A 13668-nucleotide genomic window follows, 5' to 3' on the forward strand; every position below is an offset into this window, starting at 1 on the left:
CCGGACCACGTCTGGCAGCAGATAGCCGACCTGATGAAGGGCGCCACCGCACGAGTGATCCTCGTGGCGCCCTTCATCAAGAAGGCCGTGTTCGAGGAAACCCTCGCCTCGGTGCCGGCCTCGGTGGAGACGATCGAATGCGTCACGCGCTGGACTCCGGCGGAAGTAGCCGCCGGAGTCTCCGACCCGGAGATCATCGAGGCGGCGGAGCGGGACGAACGCGTGCAGATCACTCTCTGCCCGTCGCTGCATGCCAAGATCTACGTCGCCGACGACCAATGCCTGGTCGGATCCGCGAACCTGACCGGCAAGGCCACCGGCCGAGTACCCAACGCCAACGTGGAACTCTTGCTAGCTGCGCCGGTCGCACATCCCGAAGTACAGCGCGTTCTCAGCCAGATCGAGTCCTGCTCGGCGCCGGCCACACCTCTCGTTGCTGCCCTTGTTCGGCAGCAGGCAGAACTTCTGAAGGAGGAACACATCGCGCTCCCAGCCGAGGGAGACCCCGCCCCCCTCTGGTACCCGGAGACGAGACGCCCGGAGAACGTGTTCGCGCTCTACAGCGGGCGAACACGATTCACCTCGCCGGTTGAGGCCGGCATCATCCAGGACCTCGCGATGCTCGATGTCCCGGCAGGTTTGGCGGAGCACGACTTCAACAGGGCGGTCGAAGCTCGGCTGCACGCCATCCCAGAACTCCACAAGCTGCTCGTCGGCGAGCGCCTCAGCAACATCGAACTCCAGAAGGCCATCGTGGAACGGACAGGAGAGCCGGAGGACCAGGCGCGGAGAACGACGGAGACCCTCGCGGCCTGGCTGCAGCACTTCGGCCGCTATTACACCGAGGTGGGCTCGTGGGAGCTGCGGCCAGGAAGGGAGCACACCTAAGATCTCCGTGCACGGCGATGTGCATGGGAGAGAGTCTCTCCCCCGCTCATTGCCGCCCACGGAGACGAAGGTGATGGGAAGGCCCCCTCATGGCACAGGTGCGGGTCCCGTTCCTTCTGGGCCATGCCGAAATCGCCTTCCTCTATCAAGTGGAGCGCCAGACATCCCAGAAATGGCGGACAGAGGGCGCCCTCGCCGCAGAGGACCTGGTCGCGTCCGGCAACCCGTACTGGCTGCTGGCGACAGTCATGCGGCTCAACGGCGTCGGCGACCGCCACGTAGCGCAAGAACGGCTGGCCTCCTACAAGACCAGCATCCCCCGCGGCTACGAGGTCCAGGACAAGCAGGACCTGCCCGTCATCCTCGGCATCCAGGAGGTCGCCCGCGTCCTCGCCCGGGACGCGCAGGCGATCTCCCGATGGCGTAACCGGCGACAGATCGCCGATGCCGACCTGACCCTCTCCGGCTCCCCTCTCTGGCTGCTGGAGACCATCCTGGATGATGCGCAACAGCGGCAGCGCACCGTCCTCCCGTCCGAGATCGAGCTGCTGCGTGCAGGGCACCGCGCCCCGCAAAAACCACGTGGCCGTAGGCAAAGAGCGCCCCTCTCGCAGCCGCCGCGCAAATCCCCGCCCGCAGCGCGAGCATTCACCAGTGCCGACCAGGCAGCCGCGGCCGAGTTCCTGGCAGCAGTCCTGGCGGAGGGACACTCTGTGGTCATCGAGCCGCGCCCTTAGTCGGTCTTTCCCTTCCTGACAGGGGCGGATCTCCAGGACGCGATGTCGCCGAGGCAGTGTTCGCCGACAGCTGTGAGAGAAACACTTGATAGCTAGCCGCGCTATCCATACTGTCTCTCACATGCCGATCTTGTCACGCACCCCCGGAGCCCACCACGACAATCCGACGGAAACGCGCCCACAGGCCGTCCTGGCCCCGGCCGCTCACCGGCCAAGTGACCGTCCAATGAGGGTCATCTCCTACGGAGGCGGCGTCCAGTCGACCGCGCTGCTGGTGCTGGCCGCACAGCGCGAGATCGACTTCTCCACGTTCCTCTTCGCCAATGTCGGGGACGACAGCGAGCACCCAGCGACCCTCGCGTACGTGCGCGAGATCGCCATCCCGTATGCCGAGCGTGCGGGACTGGACATCCACGAGCTCAAGCGGCGCCGCCGCGACGGGGCTACGGAAACGCTCATGCAGCGGCTGAACCGGCCGGACACCCGGTCGATCCCCATCCCGGTGCGCATGGCCAACGGCGCTCCTGGCCGCCGCAACTGCACCGCCGACTTCAAGATCAAGGTGGTCGGGCGGTGGCTTCGCGAGCACGGTGCCACCGCGGAGGACCCGGCGGCGGTTGGTATCGGCATATCGGTCGACGAAATCCATCGCGCCAACCGCCGGCGCAGGGAAGTCCACGAGGTCATCGAGTACCCCCTCCTCGACCTCGGGCTGCGCAGGGACGACTGTGAACGCGTCATCGCCGAGGCCGGCCTGCCGGTACCGCCTAAGAGCTCCTGCTTCTTCTGCCCCTTCCGCACCGTCGGCGCCTGGCGCCACCAGCGTCTGCACGAGCCCGAGTTGTTCGCTGAGTCGGTTCGGCTGGAGGAGACGATCAACCGTCGGCGGGCCGCACTCGGGCGGGATGCCGTGTATCTCACGAGATACGGCATCCCCCTCACTCAGGCCATCCCCGACCAGGGCCCGGGGGTAGTTGGCGGCGATGACGATGAGGGGGCTTGCGACTCCGGCTGGTGCATGACCTGATACGTGCCGAGCCAGCCGCGATGGGTGGGGCCCGAAGCCATAGCTTCGGGCCCCACCCATCGTTTGTCCCTGGCGTGCCGACGTGGCCGCCGCAGGGCCCGGCTGGTGGCGGAGTCAGAGCTCAGGTGGCTCACCGGGCTGAAGGTGGAGGACGGCGAGGTACTCGCCGTAGGGCATCTCTTCGTCCACCCAGCGGCTGCCGCCCGAGGAGTCGGGAATCCACATGCCGTCGAGGAGGTACTTGTCGTCGAAGACGGCGACGCGGTCCTCCTGCACCGCTGCCGCCATCAGCAGCTGTATCCCCAGCAGCAGCACTGTGGAGGCTTCCTTGGCCGCGCAGACCTCGGCGTGCCCGGTGGGAAAGACCTTCCCGTCCGTGTCGCTGTCCGGCTCGGGGACGGCAGCACGGCCGTGAACGGCCATCTCGTGCAGGGCAATCGCCTGGGTCACCGCTGCCGCCACCGGCGTGTCGGCGCCTGGCACCCCGTCCGGGGCATGTGTCCGCAGATGGTCGGCGACCGCGCGAGCGTGCACTGGCCATGCGCCGGCGTGATGGTGCAGCCGCTGTTCCGCGGCTTCGACGGCCAGTCCAGGCTCCGTGATGTTCGGGTGCAGCAGCCGGACGAATCCTTCAAGTGCTGCACGCAGGTAGCCGAGACGGACCTGGTGCTGCTGCCACTCCTCCATCATCTCGGTCCAGACGGCGTCGAAGTCGAGGCCCGCCGAGCACATACCGCCGTCGTCATACGACATGTCGAACGCCACCGTGCGCAGCCCCTGCGCGAGGCGCAGCCACTTGTAGGCCGTATCCCAGCTGTTCTGCGCCCCGGGGACTCCGGAGACGGCGGAGGCGTGCTCCACCCAGTCGGTGAGTTCACGGACGTGGTCCTCGGGCTCGGACAGCGCGAGGGTGGACAGCGTGCGGTATGAGGGCAGACAGAGGCCCTCCATCCGGGTAGTGGTCATGAGTGGAGCGTGGCACACGGCACTGACAACCGCTCCGGTGCCGAGAGCCGATGCGACGCTCAGGTGCTGATGGTGCGACGTACGAGCCGGTGACCGCGCAACTCCCGCTCGCAGCGAACGAGTTCACGCTCCCAGCCCTCTTCCGTGCCGATCAGGTGCGGACTCTCGTAGAGGCCGGCGCGAACCTCGGCCTCCGTAAGCCTCCGGTACTTGGGTGCGTCGGGATCGTCCTCAGCAAGGAACTCGTGCTTACGGTGCAGCAAAGGACGGTTGGTGGAGTCCGCGTACGAGGTGAAGGAGGACTTGAGGGTCTTCAGGTCGACGGCGTACGAGGCCGCAATCCGCGGGTGGGGATCCGTGTCGAACTCGGGGTAGTCGAGCCAGCTGACACCGCGGCCCTGATGGCGGAGCTTGACGACGGACCACTCGCCAGGGCGGCCGGCAGCGATGCTCGCGCACTGTTCATACAGGCGCAGCACGGCCGGGATCCGGTGGAGCGCACGGCGGTGCACGTACAGGGCGGTTGCGGTGAACTTGCCGGCAATCGATCCGTTCATCGCCCGACGGACGTATGCATCGTCACGCAGCTTGAACAGCAGCCGATCCGCTCGCTGGCACGCCTCGGTGTACGAAGGGAAGAAGGCGCGGATGTCCAGTTGAACCGGCAGGGGCAGACTGGTTACCGGACCGCGGCCGTGAAACAGCTCCAGCGCGAGGAACAGCAGAGTGTCGAGGGCTCCACGCTCGGCGCTCCGCTCAACCTTCACGAGGTCGGCTTCCTGCTCGGCAAGGCGCTTGAGCTCAGCAGGACGCAGGTGGCCGAGGAGGCTGATGATGGGCTGCGGCATTTCCTCCAGCTGAGGCATCCTGCCGCGCTGTTCGAGATGATCGACGACCGAGGTGATCGCCGAGGCGGTGTCCTCGGACGCCAGCCATCCCCCTTCGGGGGCGACCTGGCGGGCCAGGTAACTCAAGCGTGCCGCATCGTCCTTGAACGCGTAAACGATGCCGGGCGCCGCCGACACGCAGCGGACACCAGTGGCTTCCTCGACGTAGTCGCGAAGCTCGCCGGCGGCATAGAGGTGCTGGAAGGTGCGGCGTTGGGTGAGGATGCCGTCGCCGTACTCGGTGCCTTTGATCTGGTTGCGCTCCCACCTCAACCGCGCGGACACCACGAGCACCGACTTGGCGAGGTCCCAGGCCCGTAGGAGCGTCTCGCGTCGTTCGGCGGGATTCTCAATGACGTTCAGGACATAAGTGAGAAGGACCACCTCGGCTGGCTCACGACGCCCGTCCGGAAAGTGCACCGGGTCCCACCCCGCGGCATCGAGGCCGAGGTGCTGCAATGCCCGTACATCGCCGCCGCGTCCGCACCCGTAATCCAGTACTCCCGTCTCGGGTTCCAGCTGGAGGTCGCCGACGGCGCGGCGGGCTGGCAGCGAGAGGCCGATTCGGCCGATCGCGGTCTGATGCCTCTGGCTGCTCCACAGCTGCTGTGTCATCGGCGTCCCCTGATTCCACGGACAGGCCAGCATGCGACAGCACCGAACCTTAACGGACACCCGATCCGGTGACCCGGCTTACGCGGAGCCGCCCCCCATCTGACCTCGAACGAAAGGATCGGGCCCCCGCGCGACGCCCAGGAGTGCGCAGCGAACAGAAGGAAGGGCAGGGACCTGCGTGACCGCCCGCCTCTGGGTGGTGGCAACTGCCCCGCACAGCGTCGAGAATCAGGTTCATGCCCCAGAACCCCGACGAGACCACCTATCGCAGGGTCACCATCGATTACGGCCGCGCAACTTTCGCTGAGAACGACCAGTGGCCAACGGGAAGACGGCAGACACTTCCCCAGCAGTGGCTGGATGCCGGCCCCGAGGTGGATCTACGCGAGGTCATGGATCCACAGGCCGGCGGAGCCCACCTCAGCGATGGCCTCCTGCGGCGGGCTGCGCACGCGCTGCTCGTCTCCGGGGATCAGTTCTCATTGTGGGTGTTCCTACACAGCCAGGACGGCCAGCCGTGGGTTCTCGACCGCTACGGCGTCACCGGACGCAGCGTTGGCAATCAGCCGCTTGGGCCACTCGCCGACCTGCAGGTGTACGCAACCGATCCGTACGGCCGCTACGAAGGCAAGTCCCACGGTATCTGTGTGCACGAGAAGTACCTCACCTCTGAACACGCCCTGCTCACTCTTCGCGAGTTTGTCCCGCTCTACCTCCAAGACCCAGGACATGGCGACTGGACCGGTTCGGGCTGGTGCAGCAAGTGCGCTGGTTACGCAATTCGCCGGTTGAGCCAGGAGCAGTTCGCCCATTACTGGGCGAGCGTGCAGGCGGCTGATGCAGCCTGGCGCAGTCGGGGCCGCTAGCCACGTCACTGTGCCCCAGCCGGGAAGCCAGAATTCCTGCGTCGCCTCACGCTTGGCCGTAAGGGCGGCGGCAATATAGCGGCGGATCCCCGGTTACCGAAACCGGGGATCCGCCGAATACTTGTAGATCCACCGCCACTCCCTGACCGCCCCGTCGAAAGGCAGCGCCACGACGATCCACAACTTCACCCGTGAAACGCACATGGCCACCTGGGCCATTGCTCTTTCACGCCGCGGCGTAGCTGAGCCGGAACAGGTCCTGGGCGCGCTCCAGGTCGCGTTCGGTGCGCAGTTGCACCTCCAGGTCTCCCGTGCCATGGTGGCCGAGCCCCGTCACGTCCCGGGTGTAACCGGGTACGAGGTCGACCACCTTCGGATCGGCCTTCAGGTAGACCAGCACCTTGGTCTGCTGGGGCCGGATCAGGCAGGCGAAGTTCCGCAGCCGCTGATAGGCGGCGTACTGCTTGCGCTGGACCCGGGTAACACCGTCCCCGAGGCCGAGAAGCACCTCGTCGGCAGCGGCGGCCAGCTCGGCCATGGCCCCCGTCTGCGCCCGGGGCGCTTCCGGCACGGCCGCGCGCCGGCGCACCCGCCTGCCCGCAGACGCCCTTCCGGCGGCGGAGGCCACGGTCTCAAGACCGATGTGCTCGTTGCCGAAATACCGGTAGCGGACCAGGTCGATGCTGCGATGGTGCTCGTGTACGGCATGGGCGTCGTAGCGGGTGAAGTCGCCGGCGACGCAGATCAGCCTGGGTGCGCTCCAGAGGACCTGGGCTGCGGCCGGCACCCCGAGCCGGTCGCGGACCAGGCCCTCGAAAGCGCTCCGGTGCGCGGTGAGCCAGGCCATGTAGTAGAGGCCCTGGTTGATCACGCCTGCGTCGGTACCGCGCTTGTACTCCACGACCACCGGGGCGCCATTCTCGTCGATCCCGAGCGAGTCGATCCGTCCGCCGTCGACGCAGTCGATCACGTACTCGCTCGCGAGGAACCGCACCCCCAGCATCGTCTCCATGTGCGCCTCGATGAGGCTCTGCACGTCGGCCTCGACGTCAGCAAGACGCGGCGGGACCTCGGTCACGCCGCTTTTCGTGTTGAACAGCTTCAGGCCCGACACCGTCCCCTCCCGATCTCTGCAGTGCCGAGGCCAAACACGCCGGGCTGCGGGATTATTTCCAGGCGTCGCCAGCGCATCCTTGCGGGACACACGGGACGCGGCATACTGGACATGATGGGCGAACATGGAGATTTCCATATCGCGGGACATGTGCGGGACGGCGCCACTAACGAGGCGTCAGATAGCGCTCTGACCAGCGACAACGCCTGGGAGCTCCGGAGCCGTGTGCGCAGGTTCGAATCCTGCCGGGGGCACTCCGGGAAAAGCTCCTGACCTGCAGAAATACGGGTCGGGAGTTTTTGCGTACCTGCCAAAACGCACACGGTCTTTTGACCGTTGCTCTTTTCGAGCGGCACAGTGCTCCCTGCGCCGGATCCCGCCCTCCCCTTGGCGTATTTCCGCAGGTCAAGGCGCCTTCACCTGGCACCCATTGACCTTGCTCGCCACCAAAACAGGTGCTGTCCCGCGGGCCGGGCACCACAGCCTCACCGCCTCGCGGAAACCCCTGCTGACCTGCCTGAATGTGGCCGATGCCACTCCAAAGCGCAAACGGTCTGGTGGGTCGTTGCCGATTCGGCCCTGACGGGGCCGGTTCGAGCACCTCCCGACCGCGGCGCCGAGCGTTCCTGCGTTCGGCCCCTCTCGTCCGCGCACCCGCGCATGCGCCCCTACGCGAACTCCCGCGCGCCGCCTGGAACCTGACCGCTTCAACGACCCGACAGGAACCACCGATGCATGAGCTGGGTGATCGCGTCCCATGAAGCCCGCGGGACACGAGCCCGCACCCGGCCGGTGGAGTAAGCAGCGGGTACAGAGGATGTTCCTCACCTCGCAGCGGTTCAGGCGGCTCTTTACCGCGTCGACAAATTCGTTCTCGGCAGAAGGTGCAGCGGCATCCGAGAAGTGCGCTTCGAAACCTTTGCGTTGGCCGACCCAGAGGGCCACATCCTGTATCTGTACTTCGGCTCCAAGGGACTAGACCATCGCGGCCAGCCTTCGCAGGGTGCGGGCCGAGGGGGAACCGGGGTCGGCCGTGATCAGAACGACTTCCTGGTCGTCCTCGGGGACGAGGAGCACGTCGCAGCTCAGCCGAAGGCTGCCCGCCGTCGGGTGGTCGAGGGGCTTGGTGCGGTAGCCGGGTGCGTGGACCGGGCGGCTCTCCCACAGCCAGCGGAACTCCTCGCTGCCGGTGTGCAGTTCGGCCAACAGGGTGGCCAGCTGCGCATCGTGCGGGTAGCGGTCGGCGGCCCGGCGCAGCCGTGCCACCACGATGTGCCCGAACTCCTCGGTGCTGGAGCTCTCGTACATCCGTCCCTCGCCGAGGAACCGGCGCCGGGCCAGGTTCACCGTCCCCTGCCCCAGGTCGCCGCCGAACAGGGCCTGCGCGAGCGGGTTGAAGGCGACGACGCCGTAAGCCGCGTCGGTGACGATCGCGCCCGTCTCCGGCAGGCGCTCCAGCATCCGGGCCACGTGCGGGCGTACCCGCCGTACGGCGCCGTCGGCGGGCGGCGGCGGGCTCGTTCCGGCCAGGCGGAACAGATGGCTGCGCTCCGCCGGCGTCAGACGCAGGGCCCCGGCGAGCGCGTCCAGGATGCGGGGCGATGGGCGGGGGCCGCGGGCCTGTTCGAGGCGTACGTAGTAGTCGACGGACATGTGGGCCAGCTCGGCCACCTCTTCACGGCGCAGGCCCGGGGTACGGCGCGGGGTACTCGTCGGCAGGCCGAGCTCGTGCGGGCGCAGGGCCATGCGGCGGCCCCGCAGGAATCGGGCCAGTTCATGCCGTGCCATGCCGCCTCACCTCATCCCGCTGCCTGGTACAGGTTGTCCCTGGCACGGTGGTCTCCGTCAGGGGACCGTGGCCGTCATGAACGATCGCACAGCACTGGTCACCGGTGCCAACAAGGGCATCGGCACGCACATCGCCCGCCTGCTCGCCGCGGAGGGTTTCGTCGTCTACGTGGGCTCCCGGGACGCTGGGCGCGGGCTGCGGGCCGCCCGGGAGATCGGAGGTGGCGCGCGTCTGCTGGTCCTCGACGTGACGGACCCGGACAGCATCGCCGCAGCCGCAGGGCAGCTGGCCCGGCTCGATGTGCTGGTCAACAACGCGGGCATCTCGCCCTCGCTCGCTGTGCCGACCGAGACCGGCACAGACGACTTCCGGCGCACGTACGAGACCAACGTGTTCGCCGTCGCCGCGGTCACCAACGCCTTCCTGCCCGCCCTGCGCCGCTCCCCGCACCCGAGGATCGTCAACGTCTCCAGCGGGACCGCCTCACTGACCTGGAGCACGAACCCGAACCCCCAGTTCGCCCCCGGCAGCGGCGGTGCGGCCGCCTACCGGTCGTCGAAGACCGCCCTCAATGCCCTCACCGTCCTGTACGCCCACACGCTGGCCGACGAGGGCTTCAAGGTGAACGCCCTCGCCCCCGGCCTGCGGGCCACCGACCTCAACCCCCGGGCGGCCGCGGCGGGCGGAGACCCGGCGGAGGCCGCCCAGGGGGCCGTACGACTGGCGCTCCTGCCGGACGACGGGCCGACCGGCGCGTTCTTCTCCTGGGACGGAACGCCCGTTCCGTGGTGACCGCGGCACCCCGCGCGGCGGCCGTCGTTCCGCCGTCCCACTGATCCACTCCGCGCACCCGCGGGTGGCCGTCACTGACACGTCGCCCACGGACCGGCGACAGTGCCGCGGGCGACTTGTCGATCGGCTCCGGTGAGACCTGGTGCGATCGGCACATTCGACTGAGGCCCCTGTCTCCCGTATCAGCTGGCCCGGTCAGGCGGCGGGCAGCGTGGAGTCGAGCCAGTCGAACATCACCTGGTGGGCACGGTGCAGCGCGCCGAGGTGGCAGTGCTCGCCGGCGCTTTCGGCCTCGGTGAGCGTGGCAAGCGCGGCGGGGGCGTTGATCCGTGCCCGGCGCAGGCGTTGCGGCTGGCCCGTGAGGAAGTGGCCGTTTTCGGCGGTCAGGTCTGCTCGTCGCCCCACTCGATCAGGGATTCAACAGATCGGCGAGTTGCAACGAGCGCGCACTGTACGAGGCGTAGGTCAGTGGCTGCGAGGCGCGTACATGATCACGGCCATCCCCGCCAGGCATACCAGGGCGCCGGTGATGTCCCAGCAGTCGGGCCGGTAGCCGTCGGCGACCATGCCCCAGGCGATCGACCCGGCCACGAAGATCCCGCCGTACGCGGCCAGGATGCGGCCGAAATTGTCGTCGGACTGGAAGGTGGCGACCACCCCGTAGAGGCCCAGGGTGATGACGCCAGCGCCGATCCAGATCCAGCCCTTGTGCTCGCGGATGCCCTGCCACACCAGCCAGGCGCCCCCGATCTCGAAGAGGGCAGCTACAACGAACAGGGCAACGGAGCGAGCGACGGTCACACGGCCGACCCTACCAACGGCCCGCACCGCCGATCTTCAGCGGGTCGGCGGACGCCTGGCAGCCGCACCTGCTCTCACCTTCGGTCTTCGATGTGCAGGAGCAGGGGCGGCGACGCTGGCCGAGCCACCAAGTCCCACCGGCAAGCACGGCCAGGACGACCGCGAGAGCGGGCAGCCAGCCCACCACCGCCCCGGCCCCAGCCCCGACGACGCCCGCCGCGATCAGGACGGGCAACGCGCAGCACGCCACACAGGCCAGCGCGGCCAGGCCCCCGAGAGCCTTCGAGGCACGATGACGGAGCGGGTCAGCAGCAGGGCCCGGCATGGCGGTTCTCCTCGGCGAGATCGGTGAAAGGGATGGGGCAGCACGCACTGGACGCACAGACGGTCAGGTCGTCGCAGCCCGCCTCGACGGCAGCGGCCAGGGCGGTGCGGATGGTGGTCAGGTCCGCGATCTTCTGGTCGACCTCGGCGAGCTTGGCCACGGCGCGGTCCTGGAGCCCGACCACAGGGCGGCCGTGCCGGTGGCCGCCAGCCTCCAGCAGCTCGGCAACCTCCTCCAGCGTGAACCCGAGCCGCTGGGCGGCCTTGATCACCCGGAGCGCGGTCACCGCGTCCTCGTCGTACAGTCGATGGCCACCGTTACTGCGTTCAGGCTCGGCCAGCAGGCCGCGCCGCTCGTAGTAGCGCAGCGTCTGGACGTTCACTCCGGCCGCCTCGGCGACCTGCCCACTACGCAGGCCCCTACTCACCGCTGTTCCCCCGCGGCAGCGGTCCGTGCGGCGAGGGCGTCGAGGACCGCCCCATGCGCCTGGTCGACCGAGATGTCCAGGCGAACCAGGTCCTTGCCGGACGTGGTCGTGTTGAAGGTGAAGAACGAGCAGCACCCGCTCTCACGCTCCACCAGGTCACGAACGCGCTCCTCGACGCCCGGCCCGCCGGTCAGATCGAGGCGCAGATGGAACGGCTCGGGCCGGGACAGGGACGCGAGCTGCTCCGAGAACAGCGCATCCCACTCCGCCACCCGTAGGGGCCGCTCCTCGGTGGGCAGGGTGCAGGACTCCGGCACCCACGCAAGATCACTCAACTCGATCACTCCCGTCGTTGCATTCCTCTGGCGAGGACACCTCCGACGGTAAACCTGTACCTAGGTACAGGATGCAAGCGCCTGGCGCGGCTGTGTGTGGGGAGATCCACCGCGGGCTGCGGTCGGGAACCTCGGGCGCATGCAGCTGGCCGAGCAGCCGGGCCCTGCCGGTCGGCACGGCCAGCGAGCGGCACAGCCGCATGCCCGGCCGGCCACCCGAGGCGAGCGCAACAGACCGCCACAGCGTCTTCAGGCCAGGGCCGGCACGGGCATAACGCGTGGTCAGACCCTCGACCTGCTAAACAACGTACGCCGCCCGCATCCGGAGGCATCGCAGAAGAACCGCCGGACCTCCCGTGAGCGCCCGGTGGCGGTTCAACGTCGCCCTTCGCAGACGTTGAACCGCCAACACGACCCCCGGGCGCCGCAGACGCATAGTGAGGAGTGGCCGTGCGGCGTCCCGCTCCCCACCGTGTTTGGGGCTCGACCCAGCCGAGATTGCGCCGGCCCCCGCCACTGACGAAGACGTCTATTCAAGGCGGTGGGGGCGAAGCTGGGGCCAGGGTCAGCGGGAGGGCAAGGTCGAGGAGGTCGCGACAGGGGCAGGTACAGATCGACCGGTAGATCCATCGATGAGTTTCCGTCCGTCCAGTGGTCGCGCCAGCGTTGCCTGGACCGGCACGAGTTCCGCGTTGGCGGCACAACCCTCGCCGGGTTTCTGCCGGGTGACGACCTTGATGGTCACGGTCACCGTTCCGGTCCCTTCTCGGGCCGAAAGGCCGGGGGTCTGGCAGCCGCCGCCGACCGCCTTGACGGACAGAACCCTCCCGTCAGGGCTGACGGAGATCGGACGCCCGGACGCGAAAGGCTGCGTTCCGTTGAGGACAATCGGAGCGGTTGGGAGTCCGCTCCGTTGGACGACCTGGTCCGCCTTGCCACTCGCGCCCAGCGTTGCGGAGGCGGCTGCCACGAGAAGCACGGTGACGGTTCGTCTCATCATGTTCCTTGGACGGAACGGAGCCCCATCTGGTTCGTGACAGGGCTGTTTTCGAAAATCGCTGTCACCAGTCGCATCGCGCCTCCGAGGGCCACAGACACCTCAGCTCCCCAGCTTCTCAGCTCCTCCGCTCCATCTCCGGCCGCGGGCGCAGCCGGATCCGGCATCCCGCCGGAACCGGACCGCCCGATGATCTACACCAGGGTCATCGGCCACCGACCAGTGCGAGCACCCGAGTCGTCGCTCACACCAGGCCCGTGACCTGCAAGTTCACGATGCACACACTCAGTGCACCTGCCCGGCGACGTAGTCGCCGGCGCACGGCTGGCGGGTGATGATGTTCATCCGGTTCACCATGTTCATGAACGCGATGTGGATCACCAGCGCGGTGAGCAGCTCACCGTCGAAGTGCTTGGCGGCGTTCGCCCACACCTCGTCACTGACCCCCTCGGCCGCGTCCGCGACCCGCGTCCCCTCCTCGGCGAGCGCCAGCGCGGCCCGCTCGGCCTCGGAGAAGACGGCGGCCTCCCGCCATGCCGGCACCAGTGCCAGCTTCACCGGGCTCACCCCGGCGACGACGGCCTCCTTGGCGTGCATGTCGAGGCAGACGGCGCAGCCGTTGATCTGGCTCACCCGGGTGGATACGAGCTCCTGCAGGTCGGCGGGCAGCCCCGACTCCCTGATCACCTTGCCCGCGGACATGAAGTACTTGAGGGCCTTGCCGGAGACGGGAGCGGCGAAGAAGTCGAGTCGCGCGTCCATGGTGTGTTCCTCCGTGCTCGTCAGTTGGTTACACCCACGGGACGAGGCAGCCCGAGCGCCAGTGACACGGAGAAATGTGACCCGCATCACCTCGGTGCGGGACCGAGGTGCGACCCAGGAATCCCCATGCGGCATCACGTTCACGGACAACGAGATGGGCGATATCCGCGGTGCAACTTGCGGGCGAATTGGGCGAAAACGCCCACCTGGCGTGGCGGAGGGCCATGTTCGAACGGCGAGAGTAAACGTCAAGCTTAGAAGCGGCTCCGTATCCCGGAACCAGATGGGTGGTCGCCGGCGTCGTGGCGCAGTAGGCGCGTCGTAGCCCACGCCGGTGCTC

General features: G+C 68.1%; 15 protein-coding genes. 5 read left to right on the forward strand and 10 right to left on the reverse strand.

Translation table 11 applies throughout. From position 1 onward, the window contains the following. The first annotated feature begins 33 nt into the window (after positions 1-33). The 3 genes from ACFY1E_RS32940 (at position 34) to ACFY1E_RS32950 (ending at position 2652) form a co-directional block, all read left to right on the forward strand. Entirely contained in the window at positions 34-888 is an 855-nt protein-coding gene (locus ACFY1E_RS32940; RefSeq protein ID WP_389082405.1) for a phospholipase D family protein, read from the forward strand. A gap of 89 nt (positions 889-977) precedes the next feature. After that, positions 978-1625 carry a hypothetical protein gene (locus tag ACFY1E_RS32945; RefSeq protein ID WP_389082407.1) on the forward strand — a complete coding sequence of 216 codons (648 nt, stop codon included), beginning with the start codon at positions 978-980 and terminating at the stop codon, positions 1623-1625. A gap of 226 nt (positions 1626-1851) precedes the next feature. Then, on the forward strand, positions 1852-2652 hold the full coding sequence (locus ACFY1E_RS32950) for a phosphoadenosine phosphosulfate reductase (RefSeq protein ID WP_389082410.1): 801 nt from the start codon (positions 1852-1854) through the stop codon (positions 2650-2652). Positions 2653-2766: 114 nt separating this feature from the next. On the opposite strand, the gene ACFY1E_RS32955 is transcribed toward ACFY1E_RS32950, so the two are convergent. Both ACFY1E_RS32955 and ACFY1E_RS32960 read right to left on the reverse strand, forming a co-directional pair. Then, entirely contained in the window at positions 2767-3618 is an 852-nt protein-coding gene (locus ACFY1E_RS32955) for a hypothetical protein (protein ID WP_389082412.1), read from the reverse strand. A gap of 59 nt (positions 3619-3677) precedes the next feature. Continuing rightward, on the reverse strand, positions 3678-5120 hold the full coding sequence (locus ACFY1E_RS32960) for a DNA phosphorothioation-associated putative methyltransferase (RefSeq protein ID WP_389082415.1): 1443 nt from the start codon (positions 5118-5120) through the stop codon (positions 3678-3680). Positions 5121-5356: 236 nt separating this feature from the next. Here ACFY1E_RS32960 and ACFY1E_RS32965 point away from each other — a divergent pair, with 236 nt between their 5' ends. Then, positions 5357-5986, forward strand: coding sequence for a hypothetical protein (locus ACFY1E_RS32965; protein WP_389082417.1), 630 nt, complete (start codon positions 5357-5359; stop codon positions 5984-5986). A gap of 226 nt (positions 5987-6212) precedes the next feature. Here the strand turns inward: ACFY1E_RS32965 and ACFY1E_RS32970 are convergent, their stop codons facing one another. Beyond that, a complete protein-coding gene (locus ACFY1E_RS32970; protein WP_389082420.1) occupies positions 6213-7100 on the reverse strand; it encodes a DUF5655 domain-containing protein in 888 nt (295 codons plus the stop codon). Positions 7101-8075: 975 nt separating this feature from the next. Beyond that, a complete protein-coding gene (locus tag ACFY1E_RS32975) occupies positions 8076-8888 on the reverse strand; it encodes a helix-turn-helix transcriptional regulator (RefSeq protein WP_389082422.1) in 813 nt (270 codons plus the stop codon). Positions 8889-8964: 76 nt separating this feature from the next. Between ACFY1E_RS32975 and ACFY1E_RS32980 the strand changes: the two genes are divergently transcribed. Continuing rightward, on the forward strand, positions 8965-9681 hold the full coding sequence (locus tag ACFY1E_RS32980; protein WP_389082424.1) for an SDR family oxidoreductase: 717 nt from the start codon (positions 8965-8967) through the stop codon (positions 9679-9681). A gap of 195 nt (positions 9682-9876) precedes the next feature. Here the strand turns inward: ACFY1E_RS32980 and ACFY1E_RS32985 are convergent, their stop codons facing one another. From ACFY1E_RS32985 to ACFY1E_RS33010, 6 genes are all read right to left on the reverse strand, one after another. After that, entirely contained in the window at positions 9877-10086 is a 210-nt protein-coding gene (locus tag ACFY1E_RS32985; protein ID WP_389082427.1) for a hypothetical protein, read from the reverse strand. 60 nt (positions 10087-10146) lie between these two features. Then, on the reverse strand, positions 10147-10482 hold the full coding sequence (locus ACFY1E_RS32990; RefSeq protein ID WP_389082429.1) for a YnfA family protein: 336 nt from the start codon (positions 10480-10482) through the stop codon (positions 10147-10149). A 10-nt stretch (positions 10483-10492) separates the two neighbouring features. After that, positions 10493-10807, reverse strand: coding sequence for a hypothetical protein (locus ACFY1E_RS32995; protein ID WP_389082431.1), 315 nt, complete (start codon positions 10805-10807; stop codon positions 10493-10495). After that, entirely contained in the window at positions 10788-11234 is a 447-nt protein-coding gene (locus tag ACFY1E_RS33000; RefSeq protein WP_389082433.1) for a MerR family transcriptional regulator, read from the reverse strand. The genes ACFY1E_RS32995 and ACFY1E_RS33000 overlap by 20 nt, the downstream gene beginning before the upstream one ends. Beyond that, the gene (locus tag ACFY1E_RS33005; protein ID WP_389082436.1) at positions 11231-11578 is read right to left on the reverse strand and encodes a hypothetical protein; all 348 of its coding nucleotides are present in this window, start codon (positions 11576-11578) and stop codon (positions 11231-11233) included. The genes ACFY1E_RS33000 and ACFY1E_RS33005 overlap by 4 nt, the downstream gene beginning before the upstream one ends. 1273 nt (positions 11579-12851) lie before the next feature. Next, positions 12852-13328, reverse strand: a complete 477-nt coding sequence (locus tag ACFY1E_RS33010) for a carboxymuconolactone decarboxylase family protein (RefSeq protein ID WP_389082438.1) — start codon at positions 13326-13328, stop codon at positions 12852-12854. Positions 13329-13668: the final 340 nt, after the last annotated feature.

Source organism: Streptomyces sp. NPDC001604 (assembly GCF_042893475.1).
GTDB lineage: Bacteria > Actinomycetota > Actinomycetes > Streptomycetales > Streptomycetaceae > Streptomyces.